At 54.6% G+C, this 14267-nt stretch carries 14 protein-coding genes; 11 read left to right on the forward strand and 3 right to left on the reverse strand.

Going from position 1 to position 14267, the window contains the following annotated elements:
• The first annotated feature begins 2 nt into the window (after positions 1–2).
• The 11 genes from AACH44_RS00125 (at position 3) to AACH44_RS00175 (ending at position 12129) form a co-directional block, all read left to right on the forward strand.
• Positions 3–887: a dihydrodipicolinate synthase family protein gene (locus tag AACH44_RS00125; protein WP_261847405.1), complete on the forward strand. Its 885-nt coding sequence runs from the start codon at positions 3–5 to the stop codon at positions 885–887.
• Positions 888–990: 103 nt separating this feature from the next.
• Positions 991–1944: a nucleoside hydrolase gene (locus tag AACH44_RS00130; protein ID WP_261847406.1), complete on the forward strand. Its 954-nt coding sequence runs from the start codon at positions 991–993 to the stop codon at positions 1942–1944.
• A 1-nt stretch (position 1945) separates the two neighbouring features.
• Positions 1946–3025 (forward strand): nucleoside hydrolase, encoded by a 1080-nt coding sequence (locus tag AACH44_RS00135; RefSeq protein WP_261847407.1) that lies wholly within the window; start codon positions 1946–1948, stop codon positions 3023–3025.
• Positions 3025–4002 (forward strand): ABC transporter permease, encoded by a 978-nt coding sequence (locus AACH44_RS00140; protein WP_261847408.1) that lies wholly within the window; start codon positions 3025–3027, stop codon positions 4000–4002. The genes AACH44_RS00135 and AACH44_RS00140 overlap by 1 nt, the downstream gene beginning before the upstream one ends.
• Positions 3999–4907, forward strand: a complete 909-nt coding sequence (locus tag AACH44_RS00145) for an ABC transporter permease (RefSeq protein ID WP_261847409.1) — start codon at positions 3999–4001, stop codon at positions 4905–4907. The genes AACH44_RS00140 and AACH44_RS00145 overlap by 4 nt, the downstream gene beginning before the upstream one ends.
• Positions 4908–4946: 39 nt before the next feature.
• On the forward strand, positions 4947–6752 hold the full coding sequence (locus tag AACH44_RS00150) for an ABC transporter ATP-binding protein (RefSeq protein WP_261847410.1): 1806 nt from the start codon (positions 4947–4949) through the stop codon (positions 6750–6752).
• 367 nt (positions 6753–7119) lie between these two features.
• Positions 7120–7818, forward strand: coding sequence for a D-galactonate utilization transcriptional regulator DgoR (dgoR, locus tag AACH44_RS00155; RefSeq protein WP_261847486.1), 699 nt, complete (start codon positions 7120–7122; stop codon positions 7816–7818).
• Entirely contained in the window at positions 7815–8711 is an 897-nt protein-coding gene (locus tag AACH44_RS00160; protein ID WP_261847411.1) for a 2-dehydro-3-deoxygalactonokinase, read from the forward strand. The genes dgoR and AACH44_RS00160 overlap by 4 nt, the downstream gene beginning before the upstream one ends.
• Entirely contained in the window at positions 8695–9312 is a 618-nt protein-coding gene (locus tag AACH44_RS00165; protein WP_261847412.1) for a 2-dehydro-3-deoxy-6-phosphogalactonate aldolase, read from the forward strand. Before AACH44_RS00160 ends, AACH44_RS00165 begins: the two co-directional genes overlap by 17 nt.
• Positions 9309–10457 carry a galactonate dehydratase gene (gene dgoD / locus AACH44_RS00170; protein ID WP_261847413.1) on the forward strand — a complete coding sequence of 383 codons (1149 nt, stop codon included), beginning with the start codon at positions 9309–9311 and terminating at the stop codon, positions 10455–10457. The genes AACH44_RS00165 and dgoD overlap by 4 nt, the downstream gene beginning before the upstream one ends.
• Before the next feature lie 382 nt (positions 10458–10839).
• Positions 10840–12129, forward strand: coding sequence for an MFS transporter (locus AACH44_RS00175; RefSeq protein ID WP_261847414.1), 1290 nt, complete (start codon positions 10840–10842; stop codon positions 12127–12129).
• Positions 12130–12227: 98 nt separating this feature from the next.
• On the opposite strand, the gene bhsA is transcribed toward AACH44_RS00175, so the two are convergent.
• From bhsA to ssuC, 3 genes are all read right to left on the reverse strand, one after another.
• The gene (bhsA, locus tag AACH44_RS00180) at positions 12228–12485 is read right to left on the reverse strand and encodes a multiple stress resistance protein BhsA (protein WP_261847415.1); all 258 of its coding nucleotides are present in this window, start codon (positions 12483–12485) and stop codon (positions 12228–12230) included.
• Positions 12486–12657: 172 nt separating this feature from the next.
• Positions 12658–13470: an aliphatic sulfonates ABC transporter ATP-binding protein gene (ssuB, locus tag AACH44_RS00185; RefSeq protein ID WP_338659450.1), complete on the reverse strand. Its 813-nt coding sequence runs from the start codon at positions 13468–13470 to the stop codon at positions 12658–12660.
• Positions 13467–14261: an aliphatic sulfonate ABC transporter permease SsuC gene (gene ssuC, locus AACH44_RS00190; RefSeq protein ID WP_261847417.1), complete on the reverse strand. Its 795-nt coding sequence runs from the start codon at positions 14259–14261 to the stop codon at positions 13467–13469. The genes ssuB and ssuC overlap by 4 nt, the downstream gene beginning before the upstream one ends.
• Positions 14262–14267 lie beyond the last annotated feature (6 nt).

Here is a 14267-nt window from a genome sequence, read left to right on the forward strand (position 1 = left end):
GTGTGAATGCATTTAGCGGTGTTTTTCCCTATTTGGTGTCCCCAGTTAAACCCGATGGTCAGGTCGATAAGCCTGTGCTGGCACAGCTCACCGAGCACCTGATTCAGTGTGGCGTACATGGCGTGGTGCCATTGGGTAGCACGGGTGAATTTGCCTATCTCTCTGCGGCTCAGCGTCTCGATGTGGTTAAAACGGTGATCGAGACGACAGCAGGCCGTGTGCCCGTTATCGCAGGTGTCGCCTCTACCACCATTCAGGATGCCGTTGAGCAAACGAAACGTTACGTCGAACTGGGCGCTGATGGCATTCTCGCGGTGCTGGAAGCCTATTTCCCGTTGAACGATGACGGTGTCGAACAGTATTTCCGCGCCATTGCCGAGGCCGCACAGGGTAAACCGGCGGTGCTCTACACCAATCCTCAGTTCCAGCGCTCCGATTTGAGCTTGCCTGTCATAGAACGTCTGAGCCACGTCGAGAATATCCGCTATATCAAAGACGCCTCGACCAATACCGGGCGTTTGCTGTCCATTATTGAACGTACTCGTGGCCGGATGGAGGTGTTCTCTGCGTCCGCGCATATTCCCGCCTGCGTGATGCTGATTGGCGGTGTCGGTTGGATGGCGGGTCCGGCGTGTATCGTCCCCAAACAGAGTATCGCTCTGTATGAAGCCGCCCGCGCGGGAGACTGGAACAGAGCCATGGAGCTTCAGCGTCCGCTGTGGCGCATCAATGAAATCTTTGCCCGTTATTCCATTGCCGGTTGTATTAAAGCGGCGCTGCAATTGCAGGGATTTGAAGTCGGTGACCCACTGCCACCTCAGCAGCCGTTGGATGAAAAGGCGCGTAAGGAGATCGCAGACGTTCTGGCATCTGTTGGCGGCCTCTAAAGCGAAATCGAGGTTGTTATTTTTAACGTTGTTGCCGTGTGGGCTTTCTGCACCTTGATATTTGTCAGTGCCGATTAAAAAAGAGAAAAGGAATAACCATAGGATGAGCGTCCTACCTATTATTATTGATTGCGATCCGGGGATCGATGACGCGATTGCGTTGTTAAGTGCATTTGTGGCTCCTGAGCTGGATATTCGCGGTATTTGCGCGGTGTGTGGCAACCAGCCAGTGGAAAAGACGGTGCGTAATGCGCTGCAAATTGTTGAGCTGGGTCAGCGCACGGATATCCCGGTTTTCGCTGGCTGTCATCGCCCGCTGTTACGCGAACCGATCCACGGTCAGTTTCACGGTGAAAGTGGATTAGGTCAGACGGTGCTGCCGGTGCCGCAAAAGCAGGCAGAACCGCAGCACGCGGTGAATTTTATTATCGAACAGTGCCAGCGGGCGATTGTCGATGGCAAGCCCATTACGCTGTGTACGCTCGGGCCATTAACCAATGTGGCGACGGCTTTGCGTATGGTGCCTGAGATTGCTAACGGCATTGAACGCATTGTGATGATGGGTGGCGCGTACCGGGAAGCGGGTAACCGCAGCCTGACGTCTGAATTTAATATGATTGCCGATCCGCAGGCGGCAAAAGTGGTGTTTGACTCGTCGATTGCGATCGTTGCGCTCCCGTTGGATGTCACGCATCGGGTGATTTTGACGCCGGAATTGGTCGCGCGTTTCATTGCGCTATCTGGACGTATTTCCGCACCTCTGGGCGAAATGATGGCGTTTTGGGATCGCAATGACATCCGTCGCTATGGTTCACGCGGTGGCCCATTACATGATCCGTTGGTTATTGCTTGGGTGCTGGCGCCGCACTGCTTCACGACGGAAAAAGCCAGCGTCTACATTGAGCAGGATAGCGAGCTGTGTATGGGGCAAACCGTTGCTGACTGGTACGGAAAAACCGCGCGTCAGCCAAATGTGGATGTGGTGACGGGAGTGGATGCCAAACAGGTGGTCGAACTGTTTGCTGACCTACTGAGCCGCTACGGGAAGGGAGCCTGATATGGTGCGAGAACGCATTATTATTGATACCGATCCCGGCGTTGACGATGCGATAGCCATTTGGCTGGCCTTGGCTTCACCTGAACTGGACGTGCTCGGTATCACCGCTGTGGCGGGTAATGTCCCGCTTGAGGCGACGCTGGCGAATGCCTGCAAAGTCGTTGGCCTGACGGGGCGAACCGATGTGCCGATTTTTGCGGGTGCATCGCGCCCGCTGATCCGTGAGCAGGTGTTTGGTAAATATGCGCATATCGGTGCATTTTCCCCTGAGTGGGTGCCAGATAGCACACTGTTGCCGGAGCAGGAACACGCCGTCGATTTTCTGGTGCGAACGACGCGCCAGGCAGCAGCGGACAATAATCCGATCACGCTGTGTTCGATAGGGCCGATGACCAATCTGGCCTTGGCGCTGCGTTTTCATCCTGATGTTGCGCGCGGTATCAAACAGATTGTGTCCATGAGCTGTGCCTTTACCGCGTTGGGCAATCGTGTGCCATGGGCTGACTTTAACGTTTATGCCGATCCCCATGCGGCGGATATCGTCTTTTCCTCCGGCGTTCCCCTTGTCATCATGCCGTTGGATATGACGTTTCAGGCATTGATTCAGGCGGAACAGATTGATGAGATTGAACGCAGCGGCGGTGAACCGGGCAAGGCGATGGCGGCGCTATTACGCACGTTCGATCGTAATGAAGTGGCACGTTTTGGTCGCGAAGGTGGTCCGATTCATGATGCAACCGTCATTTCATGGCTGCTAAAACCTGAGCTGTTCCAATCGGCGTCTGTGCGTGTAGGCGTGGAAGTCACCGGCAAAACGGCGGGCTACGTGTTTGCCGATTTTTATCACAAACTGGATGAGCCGGATAATGCGCTGGTCATGCGGGAAATCGACGAACAAGGGTTTCTCAGCCTGATTGCCGATCGCCTGCGCTGCTACGGTTTAGAAGCAACTACAGGTTTAGAAGCAACTACAGGTTTAGAAGCAACTACAGGTTTAGAAGCAACTACAGGTTTAGAAGCAACTACGGGTTCAGAAGCAGTAACGGGTTCTGAAGTCATAAATAGCTCAGAGGAGCGCTGATGGTTGCCTACCTGCTAAGCCGAATCGGACAAACGCTGCTGACGCTGGCTGTTATGTCGGTGCTGGTGTTTGTGGGTGTCTATCTGGTCGGTAATCCGGTCGATATGCTGTTGGGCGCAACGGCCACGCCAGCGGAACGGCTGGCGGTGATTCAGTCCTTCGGTCTGGATAAGCCCGTCTGGGAACAGTACGGGCTGTTTGTCTGGAACGCCTTTCAGGGCGACATGGGCAAGTCTTTCATCTTTAACCAACCGGCGCTGACGCTGATTTTTCAGCGCATGCCGGCCACGCTCGAACTGGCGATGGTGGCGTTCGTGATGGCGCTGGTTGTCGGTATCCCGCTGGGGATTTACGCGGGTCTAAAGCCGGACAGCGCGGTGTCCAAATCCATCATGACCTTCTCCATTCTGGGCTTTAGCCTGCCCACGTTCTGGATCGGGCTGGTGATGATTATGCTGTTCAGCGTGAAGCTAGGCTGGCTGCCCTCGTCGGGCAGGGGGGATACTCACGATCTGTTCGGCATCCCATTCAGTTTTCTCACCCGCGATGGCCTCGAACACCTGTTGCTGCCCGCGTTTAATCTCGCACTGTTTAAGATCTCGCTGGTCATTCGCCTGATGCGGGCGGGCGTGATGGAGTGTCTGCAACAGGATTATGTGCAGTTTGCCCGAGCAAAGGGGCTGTCGGAAACCCGCATTGTGCTGGTTCATGTGCTGCGCAACACGCTGATTCCTCTGATTACCGTGCTGGGGCTGGAACTGGGATCGCTGATTGCGTTCGCTGTGGTCACGGAAACGATTTACGCCTGGCCGGGCATGGGTAAGTTGATTATTGACTCGATCGCTGTGCTCGATCGCCCGGTCATCCTGGCTTACCTGATGATTACCGTCGTGATGTTCAGCGTGATCAACCTGCTGGTGGATTTACTGTACGTGTTGGTCGATCCGCGCGTGCGGCTGGGAGGAGATAAGGGATGACGGGGAATACCATACATCAGCCCACGGTCGTGAAAAAAGCATCGCATCCGGTGGTGCGCGTCATGATGGCGCTGGTCAACGATCGGCTGGCGCTGTGTGGGCTGATCATGCTGGCGATTTTTGTGCTGTTGGCGCTGTTTGCCCCGCTTCTGTCGCCGCAGAACCCCTACGATCTCATGCAGCTCGACATCATGGATGGCCGACTGGCACCAGGTTCCTCCAGTATGGCGGGCATGACGTACTGGCTGGGGACGGACGATCAAGGGCGCGACCTGTTCAGCGCGATTCTGTACGGTACTCGCATCAGCCTGATGGTCGGTTTCTCTAGTGCGATACTCGCGCTGCTGATTGGTGCCTCGCTGGGGTTGATTAGTGCCTACGTCGGTGGAAAAACGGATGCCACGATCATGCGTATCGTCGATATCCAGCTTAGCTTCCCGCCGATCCTGATTGCGCTGATCCTGCTGGCGGTGCTGGGGCAAGGCGTCGATAAGATCATCATGGCGCTGGTGGTGACCCAGTGGGCTTACTACGCGCGCACGATTCGCGGTTCAGCGCTGGTGGAGCGTCGCCGCAGCTATGTGGATGCGGCGCGCAGCATGGCGTTGTCCAACCGCCGCATCCTGTTTCGCCATATTTTACCGAACTGTCTGGCACCGCTAATCGTGGTGGTAACGATGCGCATTGCCTACGCCATCATGCTGGAAGCCACGCTTTCGTTTCTGGGGATCGGTCTACCGGTGACGGAACCGTCGCTGGGGCTGCTGATTTCTAACGGTTTTGAGTACCTGATGTCGGGCGACTACTGGATCAGCTTCTTCCCAGGGTTAACGCTGTTGCTGCTGATTGTGGCGATCAATCTGGTGGGGGATGCGCTGCGCGACATCCTCAACCCACGGAATTAACCAGTGGGAACGCCCGTGGGAATAAGGGGTAATGAACACATGACAGCGCCGATTATGTCTGTTTCGCATCTGACCACCGCCTTTCAGGTGAACGGCGAATGGATGAACGTGGTGCGGGATTTGTCCTTCACGATTGGCGAGAAAGAGACCGTCGCCGTGGTGGGGGAATCCGGTTCAGGGAAGAGCGTGATGGCGAAATCCATCATGCGCTTGTTGCCACCCGGCCAAAGCCGGGTTGAAGGTCAGATTCATTTTGACGGCACCGAACTGCTGTCGCTCCCCAATAAAGCGATGCAGGATGTGCGCGGCAACCGCATCGGCATGATTTTCCAGGAGCCGATGACCAGCCTGAATCCGGTTTTGCCGATTGGTTACCAGATTACGGAAGTGCTGCGCCGCCATCGCGGCATGGGGAAAGCCGAAGCGCGCGCTGAAGCGGTGCGCCTGTTGGAAAAAGTCCGCATTCCGGCCGCCAAATCACGGCTGAACGAATACCCGCAGAGCTTCTCCGGTGGGATGCGCCAGCGCGTGGTGATCGCGATTGCGCTGGCCTGCCACCCGAAATTATTGATTGCCGATGAACCGACGACGGCGCTGGACGTCACGATTCAGGCACAAATTCTGACGCTGATAAAAACCCTTCAGGAAGAAGAAGGGATGTCGGTGCTGTTTATTACCCACGACATGGGCGTGGTGGCGGAAGTGTCCGACCGTACGCTGGTGATGTATCAGGGAGAGATGGTGGAAAACGCCGTCACGCGGGAAATCTTCCACCACCCACAACAGCCCTATACCCGCATGCTGCTGTCTGCGGTGCCCAAATTAGGGTCGATGTCCGGCAGCGCGTGGCCGCAACGCTTTCCACTGGTGGATCTCAAAACGGGCGAGCGCCAGCCTGTGTCGGAAGCGGTGAATACCGTGTCGGGCGAGGAACCGGTGCTGACGGTCAAAAATCTGGTTACTCGATTTGATATCCGATCAGGATTTTTCCGTCGGCTGTCGGGGCGCGTTCATGCGGTGGAGAACGTCTCGTTCGATCTCTGGCCGGGAGAAACGCTTGCGCTGGTCGGGGAGTCAGGCTGCGGTAAATCCACCACGGGGCGGTCGATTATTCGCCTCAACGATGCCGTCAGCGGCGAGATTCAACTGCTGGGAAAAAATATCCTCACGGCGGATAAGCGTGAACTGACGGATTCGCGGCGGCAGATTCAGATGGTGTTTCAGGATCCGTATGAAAGCCTGAACCCGCGCATGCGGATAGGGGAAGCGATTGCCGAACCGATGCTGCTGCACGGTCTGGCGACCCGACAGAATGTGAATGCAAGAGTGAGCGCGCTGCTGGAACAGGTCGGGTTATCCAGGGATATGGCCTCGCGTTTCCCGCATCAGTTCTCCGGCGGGCAGCGGCAGCGTGTGTGTATTGCGCGTGCCCTGGCGCTGGAGCCGAAAGTGATTATTGCCGATGAATCGGTATCGGCGCTGGATGTGTCCGTCAAAGCGCAGGTGATCAACCTGATGCTGGATCTCCAGCAGAAGCTGGGGCTGTCATTCTTGTTTATCTCGCACGATATGGCGGTGGTCGAACGCATTAGCCACCGCGTAGCGGTGATGTATCTCGGCGAAATCGTGGAGATCGGGCCACGTTCGGCGATCTTCGATAATCCGCAGCATGATTACACCCGACGTCTGATTTCTGCGGTGCCCGTGCCTGACCCAGATACCCGTCCGGTGCGTAATATCACCCATGATGAACTGCGCAGTCCGGTACGCGCCCCCGATTTCCACCCTCCCGCACGCCGCTATAAGCAGGTCGGGGAAGGGCATTTTGTACTGGAGCAGGCGTAACTTTATCCTTACCTGAATTTGCCATTAATGACGGTTCTTTTGCGTGCGCGTTGCGTACAGCCTGAACCGTCATTCTTTTTCTTCCCTTCCTTTCTATCTCTGCTGCTGGCGCGCTTAGCCACCTTCCAACTTCGCTCGGCTCAATGCGTCTGGATGTTGAAATTCGGTAATGCACGATGTTGCAAAGCTGTATCAATTGTCCGTTTTGTGATCCAGATTGTAGTACAACACATATAAATGGTACTACAATCAAGCCAAGGAAAGAGGGAGTGATGCGGTTATTGTGCAACAGTTCGACGACGTCAGGCGGCATGGCGGGTAAAGTAAGTGCAGTGATATCAATCCGTTTTGTCTCGTTGAGGTGATGATGAATAAGCAGGAATTAAGCAAAACCGACCGCATCATTCTGGATATTGGCCAACAGATCGTTGGTGGGAAATACGCTCCGGGCACGCCGCTACCCGCAGAAGCTGAGTTGTGTGAAGAGTTTCAGACCTCGCGCAACATCATTCGTGAAGTGTTCAGGGCGCTGATGGCGAAAAGGCTGGTGGAAGTGAAGCGGTATCGCGGCGCGTTTGTCGCCGCACGTAATCAGTGGAATTACCTGGATACCGACATTCTGCAATGGGTTCTGGCAAGCGATTACGACCCACGTCTGATCAGTGCGATGAGCGAAGTGCGAAATCTGGTGGAGCCGACGATTGCACGCTGGGCGGCTGAACGCGCGACTTCAAGCGAACTGGCGGTGATTGAAGCGGCGCTGAACGACATGATTTCCAACCATCAGAATCGTGATGCGTTCAATGAAGCAGACATTCGTTTTCATGAGGCGGTATTGGCGGCGGTGCATAACCCGGTACTACAGCAGTTGAGCATCGCGATCAGTTCGTTGCAGCGTGCAGTGTTTGAACGCACCTACATGCCGGACGAAGACAACATGCCACGGACATTGCGTGAGCATCAGGATCTTTACGATGCCATTCGGCATCAGGATATTGCAGCAGCAGAGCGGGCGGCGTTGACCATGATCGCCAGCTCAACCAAACGGTTAAAGGACATTACATGAGTGAAAGCTATATCGCCATTGACTGGGGTTCGACCAATCTGCGGGCGTGGCTGTACCTGGATGGCGTCTGTATCGATAGCGTGAAGTCTGAAGCGGGCGTCACACGTTTGAACGGTCAGACGCCGCAGCAGGTTTTTCAGCAGATCGTTGCGCCGTGGCAGCAGCACAATGTGCCCGTCGTGATGGCGGGCATGATCGGCAGCAATGCGGGCTGGCTTTCGGTGCCTTATTTGTCATGCCCGACTCGCCTGACGGACGTCGCCCACCGCCTGACGCGTGTAGAAGAAGCGCAGCCACTGGCCGCCTGGATCGTTCCGGGGTTGAGCATTGCGCAGGATGATAACTGTAATGTGATTCGCGGTGAAGAAACTCAGTTGATTGGCGCGTATAGCGAATGTCCTTCCTCTCTTTATTTGATGCCGGGAACCCACTCGAAATGGGTGCGGGCCGATGACAGCAACGTGCTGGATTTCCGCACGGTGATGACGGGTGAGCTGCACCACCTGCTGATGACGCAGTCGTTAATTGGCGTAGGGCTGACCGAACAGCAGTCGTCCCCCGAGGCTTTCCAGCAAGGGCTGGAGTTAGGCTTTGCCGATGACAATATTATCCGTTGCCTGTTTGAAACCCGTGCGGCGCACGTACTGGGGCGTTTGGAGAAAAGTGCCGTTAGCGACTGGCTGTCCGGGCTGCTGATTGGCAATGAAGTCTCACAAATGCAGCGCCACTATCAGGTGGCGGAGGGAGACTCCATCACGTTAATCGGTTCTCCTGCGCTGACCGCGCGCTACGAAAAAGCATTACAACGAGCTGGATTGCGCTGGCAGCAGCTAGATGGCGATCGGGCTTTTCAGGCAGGAATAAGGAGCATTGTTAATGAGTTGGAATACTAATCTTCCCTTGATTGCGATTCTACGCGGAATTACGCCGGATGAAGTTCTGGGGCATGTCGCGGCACTGCTGGATGCCGGATTCGACGCTGTGGAGATCCCACTGAATTCGCCGAATCCGTATGAAAGTATTCAACTGGCGGTAGAACATTTCGGCGATCGTGCCCTGATCGGTGCGGGTACGGTACTCAAACCCGAATATGTCGACAAATTGCAGGAAATTGGCAGCAAGCTGGTGGTTACTCCCAATATTTCTCCCGAGGTGATTCGTCGGGCGGTGGGCTACGGCATGACCGTGTGCCCAGGCTGTGCCACCGCGACGGAAGCCTTCGTGGCGTTGGAAGCCGGTGCACAGTCCCTGAAAATTTTCCCGTCATCGGCATTTGGGCCGGACTACATCAAGGCGCTGAAAGCGGTGCTGCCAAAAGACGTTCCCGTCTTTGCCGTCGGTGGCGTCACGCCAGAAAACCTGAAGGATTACCTTAGTGCGGGCTGCATCGGTGCCGGGCTAGGCAGCGATCTGTATCGAGCCGGCCAGTCGGTTGATGTTACCGCGCAAAAAGCACATGCATTTGTTAACGCCTATAAGGACGCTGTTCAATGAAAATTACCAAAATTACAACGTACCGGCTGCCGCCACGCTGGATGTTCCTGAAGATTGAAACCGATGAAGGCATTGTCGGCTGGGGCGAACCGGTTATCGAAGGCCGTGCACGTACGGTTGAAGCTGCCGTTCACGAGCTGTCTGACTATCTGATCGGGCAAGACCCGGCACGCATCAACGATATCTGGCAGGTGCTTTACCGCGCGGGTTTCTACCGCGGCGGCCCAATCCTGATGAGCGCCATCGCCGGTATCGATCAGGCATTGTGGGATATCAAAGGCAAGGCGCTGGGTGTACCGGTTTATCAGCTACTGGGTGGGCTGGTGCGCGATAAGATCAAGGCCTACAGCTGGGTTGGCGGCGATCGTCCTTCCGAAGTGATTGCCGGTATCAAGAAGCTGACCGACATTGGCTTCGATACCTTCAAGCTGAACGGCTGTGAAGAGATGGGCATCATTGATAACTCGCGCAAAGTGGATGCGGCGGTGGCCGTGGTCGCTGAAATCCGCGAAGCCTTTGGTAACAGCATCGAATTCGGTCTGGATTTCCACGGTCGTGTGGATGCGCCGATGGCGAAAATCCTGATCAAAGAGCTGGAACCGTACCGTCCGTTGTTTATTGAAGAGCCAGTGCTGGCTGAACAGGCGGAATACTATCCTCGTCTGGCGGCGCAAACCCACCTACCAATTGCAGCGGGCGAGCGTATGTTCTCACGCTTTGATTTTAAACGCGTACTGGCAGATGGCGGACTGGCCATTATTCAGCCTGACCTGTCTCACGCAGGGGGAATTACCGAGTGCTTTAAAATTGCCGCAATGGCGGAAGCCTATGATGTCGCGCTGGCACCACACTGCCCATTAGGTCCAATTGCCCTGGCAGCCTGTTTGCACCTCGACTTTGTGGCACGTAACGCCGTATTCCAAGAGCAAAGTATGGGCATCCATTATAATAAAGGTGCCGAGCTGTTGGACTACGTTCTTAATAAAGAAGACTTTGCTATGACCGACGGTCATTTCTATCCACTGAATAAGCCAGGCCTTGGTGTGGAAATTAATGAAGAGTTGGTTATCGAACGTAGTAAGAATGCGCCAGACTGGCGTAACCCGGTGTGGCGTTATCCTGATGGTGCCGTCGCCGAGTGGTAATACCTCTTATTTTCGTTGGCTTGCCTGCAACGAAAGTTGTGTAGGGTATAAGAAATACAATAGGTTAGATGTTTGGTAACCCGTAATACATAACGCATTTCCCCGACGCGATGGAATAGAACAATCAGGGATTATCACGAAATAGATTATTTTGTGAGGGATTACTATTTTATTGTGTCGGGGAAAGTAATCTTCCACTTATCATGAGCCACCGCCGGGATTTTAAAAATAAAACGCCATACTCAATAGGGGAATATATTGACGTGCGCGGTTATTTATTTCATTAGAAAAAATAAAGCATACCAACTGCTGGTGTTGTTGAACGTTCAAAATAACGGGCAATAAATATGGCTGCCCGTTTAATAAATAACAGGAACATAAGATGGATATGACATTAACTACCCGTCCTACAAAACGGCGTTATTTCACCTTGCTGATGATTTTTATTACCGTCGTCATTTGCTATGTGGATCGGGCCAACCTGGCTGTGGCGTCGGCACATATTCAGGAAGAGTTCGGCATTACAAAAACACAAATGGGCTATATTTTTTCTGCGTTTGCCTGGACCTATACGTTATGCCAAATACCTGGCGGCTGGTTCCTTGACCGCGTCGGCTCAAAGGTCACCTATTTTATCGCCATCATGGGATGGTCGATTGCTACGTTACTGCAAGGTTTCGCCACGGGTCTGGCATCATTGATTGGGTTACGTGCCGTGACCGGGCTGTTTGAAGCTCCCGCGTTTCCGACAAACAACCGCATGGTAACCAGCTGGTTCCCTGAGCAAGAACGTGCTTCGGCCGTTGGATTCTATACATCGGGGCAGTTTGTGGGTCTGGCATTTCTTACGCCATTACTCATTTGGCTTCAGGAAATCCTGAGCTGGCATTGGGTGTTTATTGTCACCGGCGGCATCGGTATTGTCTGGGCTCTTATCTGGCATTTCGTTTATCAGCCACCGAAGAAAAGTAAAGGGATCAATCAGGCTGAGTTGGACTACATTGCTGAAGGCGGCGGTATTGTTGATGGTGATGCGCCGACCGAGAAGAAAGCACGTACTCCATTGACAGCGGCTGACTGGAAGCTGGTGTTTAACCGTAAACTGGTGGGCGTGTATATCGGGCAGTTTGCCGTGACCTCTACGTTGTGGTTCTTCCTGACGTGGTTCCCTAACTACCTGACACAGGAAAAACAGATTAGTGCACTGACGGCAGGCTTCATGACGACAGTACCTTTCCTGGCGGCGTTTGTTGGCGTGTTGCTTTCCGGATTTGTGGCGGATCGTTTGGTGCGCAGCGGAAAATCGATCGGTCTGGCGCGTAAAACGCCGATTATCTGTGGTCTGTTGATTTCAACTTGCATCATGGGGGCGAACTACACGAATGATCCGGTATGGATTATGACGCTGATGGCCGTGGCGTTCTTTGGCAATGGTTTTGCATCGATCACCTGGTCGCTGGTGTCGTCGCTGGCACCGATTCGTCTGATTGGCCTGACGGGCGGGGTATTCAACTTTGTCGGCGGTCTGGGCGGTATTACGGTGCCGTTGATCATTGGCTATCTGGCACAGGACTACGGTTTTGCTCCGGCACTGACCTACATTGCTGGTGTGGCTTTGGTTGGTGCGCTGTCTTACATCTTACTGGTGGGTGAAGTGAAGCGTGTAGGGTAACTCGCGCCTTTCAGCGTTCAGACGAAACCATAAAAAAACGGACTTTCCTCTTGATTGAGAAAAGTCCGTTTAATTTTTTGATTGTTTATCAGTAGGCATTATTTGTAGATAACGGCGACGCCGCGCAGTTGGTTATCACCGGTTGCAGAGGTGATGGTGAAGGCGTTGGCACCGGCTTTTTCTGCTTTCTGAGCCAACTGCGTTTGCAGTGAATCCAGGCTGCGTGCTGTTGCGGTGACGACACCGACTTTTTCCAGACGCTGTGCCTGTTGTGAAGAGACCTGGTCGGCGGCGAAAGCACCGAAAGACAGAGTAGAAAGTACGACAGCAGCGGCGAAGAATTTTACGTTTTTCATGTGATGTATCCTATTCAATGTTGTTTGGAGTGAAAGGGTATTTCCTTTCGATGAAGAGGATATTACGCCGATGATGTGAGAAGGGAAAACGGAGTGTTTTGAGAATCTTTGTCAATATTACTGATGTTGAGTCTGGCGATAAGATACACAGTCTCGATCGCCAGAATGAAGGTTATATCACCGCCTGCTGAGGTAAAGGGAATGAGGTTGGAACCAGTACGCGTTCCAGCACCTGAGCTTCCAGTTCCGCTAGCTTTGCCGAGCCGCGACGCCGTGGTCGTGGCAAATCCACCGTGATGTCCAGCCCCACGTGCCCTTCCTCGATAAGAATCACCCTGTCGGCTAACGCAATGGCTTCGGAGACATCGTGCGTCACCAGCAGCACGGTGAACCCGTGCTGGAGCCACAGATTTTCGATCAGGCTTTGCATCTCGATGCGGGTTAAGGCATCCAACGCGCCCAGCGGTTCATCCAGCAGCAGCAGACGCGGATGATGAATGAGCGCGCGTGCCAGCGCAACGCGCTGCTTCTGACCACCGGATAGCGCCGCTGGCCAGTCGTTGGCGCGATCGGCTAGCCCAACGGAGACCAGCGCCTCCAGCGCTTTCTCACGCCAGTTGCCGCGTAGCCCCAGCCCGACATTATCGATCACCTTTTTCCATGGCAGCAGTCGTGCTTCCTGAAACATTAGCCGCGTGTCGTCTTTCGCGCTGCTGAGTGGCGCGGTGCCCGTCAGCAGTTCACCACTGCTGGCGGCTTCCAGACCAGCGAGCAGTCGCAGCAGGGTGCTTTTACCACAGCCGCTGCGGCCGACGATGGCTACAAACTGCCCGGAAGGAATGCGCAACTGCACGTCATTCAGCACGGTGCGCTGGCCGTAGTGCTTGGTGATGGCATCGATCACCAGCGGCGTCCCCTTGGTGAGCGGCGACGGTGAATGAGAGGGTGAATGAGAGGGTGTTGCAAAATCGGTAACAGCGGTCATGATGCGTCCCTCGATGAGGTTTGATAAGCCGGATTCCAGCGCAGCCAAATGCGCTCCAGCCCCTGAGCGCTGATATCGGCCAGTTTGCCGAGCAGAGCGTAAAGGATGATGGCGACCACCACCACGTCCGTTTGCAGAAACTCGCGGGCGTTCATGGCGAGATAGCCGATGCCAGAGTTGGCAGAAATAGTTTCCGCGACGATCAGCGTCAGCCACATAAAGCCCAACGCGAAACGGATACCGACCATGATGGACGGCAGCGCGCCGGGCAGCACTACCTGAGAAAACAGGCTAATACCGGAAAGGCCATAGCTACGCGCCATTTCCAGCAGGCCGCGATCGATGTTTTTAATACCGTGATAGGTGTTGAGGTAAACCGGAAACAGCGTACCCAGTGCGACCAGAAAAATCTTGGCCGCCTCATCAATACCAAACCACAGAATCACTAGCGGAATCAGCGCCAGATGGGGGACGTTGCGGATCATCTGCACCGAACTGTCCAGCAGACGCTCGCCCCAACGTGACAGCCCGGTGATAAAGCCGAGCACCAATCCGATGCTGCCGCCGATAGTAAATCCAATCAGGGCGCGCCAGCCGCTGATCGCCAGATGCTGCCACAGTTCGCCGCTAGCGATGAGTGACCACCCCGAAGTAATCACCGAACTGGGCGCAGGTAGAATCCGGTTGGATAGCCAGCCGAACTCGACGGAGATCTGCCACGCGACCAGCAGCGTCACGGGGAGCAGGAAAGGCGCAAACCGCTGCGCCAGTGAAGAGAGCGTTCTTGCCATGATTGA

The organism is Pectobacterium araliae (genome assembly GCF_037076465.1).
Taxonomy (GTDB): Bacteria; Pseudomonadota; Gammaproteobacteria; order Enterobacterales; family Enterobacteriaceae; genus Pectobacterium; species Pectobacterium araliae.